The sequence below is a fragment of the Methylobacterium sp. J-076 genome, from assembly GCF_022829405.1.
In the GTDB taxonomy this organism is placed as follows: domain Bacteria; phylum Pseudomonadota; class Alphaproteobacteria; order Rhizobiales; family Beijerinckiaceae; genus Methylobacterium.
Map to the genome: position 1 here is coordinate 1 of NZ_JAKSXW010000053.1, position 2775 is coordinate 2775.

The following is a 2775-nucleotide window of genomic DNA, read 5'->3' on the forward strand; positions in this document are numbered from 1 at the left end:
TCGACCGCTGTCTGGTTCTCCTGCGCGTCGAGCGGACGGTCGGCAGCGATCCGCACCGTCATTCCCTTGGCCCCGGACGGGATCGTCGCGGTCGACTGGATCTGCGCGGCCGCTGAGCCGAACTTCTGATCCGTGCCCGGCGTCTGCGCCGATCCGACGACCTGCTCCGCCCACGGAAATTCGATGTAGCAGTTCAGGCTGAGGATGTTGATGCCTTCCTCAAGCGTCGCTCCGCTGCCGCCGGCCGGGACACCCGCAACGATGTCGCCGTTCGGGTCGGTCCGGAGCATGACGCCCCGGGCTCGGGCGAGGCGACGGAGAAACTGCCGGCCTGTCTCGCCGTAGTGCGGGATCACGTTCGGGAAGGTCTTGTCCGCCCCAGCCGGAGGGTTCTCCATGCGGAACCCGACACCGAACTGCTTGGCCACCGCCCCGCCGATCTGCGAGAGGCTGTACCCCCGGTACTGTGCGGGGTCGACGCTGGCCTGCTGAATTTGGCCAGCGGCCGAGATGCCGGTGATCTGCACGGCGCGGCGGTTTGGGTCGAAACCAACCTGGCGGTTTTTCACATAGCCGTTGTCGATCACCTTCCGCCCGGCGAGCGTCACGTCGACCCGGTCGCCGGGCTTCAGCCGCAGCTTACCGACGACACTCGGTTCGGCGCAGGTCAGCGCGAAGTGCCGAAGCGGGTTCGTATCGGCGTAGGTGTATTCCACCGACACGCCGAGCCAGTCGCGGTACATGCCGCCATCGGTGCTGCGCACCTCGCAGATCAGATCGGGATCGGGCATCTGCTGTCCTCCTAGATATCCGCCATCTCGGGCGCGCGATGCCGGGAGACCGTCGTCTCGCGGAACAGGTCGCCCATCGAGGTGCGAGCGCGAGTGCCAGACGGGAAGCCGTGAAGCTCGATCCGCATGGTGTGCTCCTGGGCCGCCGGTCGCTCGGCTGGGGACTGATCGCCACGGAGCCGACGCATCATCGCATCCCCGAGGCGTTCGCCAGCCGCGCCGCCCGGTTCTGCGACTTGCCCCGGAACGCTCCGGTCATCCGCCATCGAACGGGGCTTCAAGGCACGAGGGGCGCCATTCGGAAAGTTGTCGTTCTCGTCGCCACCAAGCGGGCCGCTAGGCGACGCGCCAGCAACCGCGCCACCCGCACCGTCGCGTCGCAGCCGGTTCAGGAATGGCGTTCGGATCCCGAATGCGAGGCTGTGCTGCTGCGGGTTCTCGTAACCGACGATCCCCGCCCACAGGGACTGCTCGCCGGTCTGCGCACCCCGAATGCGATTGTAGACGCCCTTGTACCGCCCCATCATCTCACGGCGGTACATCTCCTGCTGAGTGGCCCTGTCCTGCCAGACGGTGCCCCGTTCAGCTGCCAATGCCCGAAGACGTGGGAAGCGGTCGTTACCCTTCGCATCGGACCATTGGACGGTACCAAAGGCATGAGGGACGCCGTTGCGATCCTTAACGCCCATAGCGGCAGGGTCGAGGTTTAGCGTGGACTCGCCCTGCATCATGGCGACCTGACCGCGCGCCTGCTCCGGCGAGTAGCCCATGCCACCCTGATCGACGGGTCGCTGAAAGAACTCCATCCACGAGGCAACGTTGGCCCGGCCGGCGGCAGACATCCCGCTGCGCGCGGCGCGGCGACCGTCGTTGCCGGTGTAACCGCCGGTCGGGGGGAGCGAGCCGCCATCCTGAGGCAAAGGCGGTGTGTACAATCCGCCGCCGCGACTGCCACCGGAGCCGCCGACGCCGGGAACGCCTTCATAGCCACCTCCCGGCGCGGGCAGAGTGCCACCCAAGCCACCGAAGCCACGGCCACCCATGCCCCCGCCGAACCCGCCACCGCTCAGCGAGGCGTTGAAAATCTTCGCGCCACCAAAGCCACCGGTATCGGTGAAGCTCATCGGGATCGCTGAGACACCGCTGGGACCGGACCCGTCCTTCGAACGGCGGATCGCATCCGTAAGACGGACGATCTCCTTTTCCAGCGACTTCAACTGCTCGGCGTTCTTGACCGGGTCGGCCTTCAACTCGTCCCGCTGTTTGACCGCCGTATTGAGGCGGCCCGCGAGGTCTGCATCCATCGCCTCGGCGTTGCCGCGGACACCGTTGCGGTCGCCGCTCTCAACGATGGTGTTCAGGCCCTCCAGCAGCGGGCCACCGAGATTGAGTTTGAGCCGTTCGAGGGCATCGCCCATCCGGCCCATATTCTCCTCGAACGCCTTAGCCGCCTTCTGCGTCTCCGGGTCGAGAGTGCCGATACTCTTGCGGATCTCGGCGAGCTTCGCGGCGGCGCCGTCGCCGAACTCGGTGATGATCCGGTCGATGTCCTCAGTGCCGAAAAAGATCGTCAGCACCCGGCGGCGGGCTTCCCGATTGGGGATCTTGGGCAGGTCGGTGAAGAGCTTGCTCATCATCTCCTCGGCCGACTTGGCCGACTTGAGATCGTTGAGCAGCCACGACAGGTTCATGGCCGGCAGTTCCTGCATCGCCTCGCCCCAGCCGCGCTTTAGCTGAGTGGCGGCGCGGGAGAAGTTGTCGGCCGCTCCCAGCATCGTCTGCCCGGAGATGCCGACGCGCTCGCCCATCTGCTGAAGGGCTCGCAGCGAGTCGACCGCGATGCCGCTCTGCTTCGAGAGGATCGACAGGTTCTGGGTGTTCTGACTGAACCCGCGCAGCGCAGTTCCGATGGCGCCCATGGACAGGGCCGCCCCGCCGCTGGCCAGGCCAAGGGCGGTGAATGGCGCCGACATGCTGCCGAGGG

At 66.8% G+C, this 2775-nt stretch carries 2 protein-coding genes; both read right to left on the reverse strand.

What is annotated here, in order from left to right; translation table 11 throughout:
• A partial coding sequence (locus tag MKK53_RS04010; protein WP_243927056.1) for a hypothetical protein occupies positions 1–791 on the reverse strand: 791 nt, incomplete at its 3' end.
• An 11-nt stretch (positions 792–802) separates the two neighbouring features.
• Positions 803–2775: phage tail tip lysozyme (locus tag MKK53_RS25320; protein ID WP_279598801.1), on the reverse strand; the 1973-nt coding region annotated here is incomplete at its 5' end.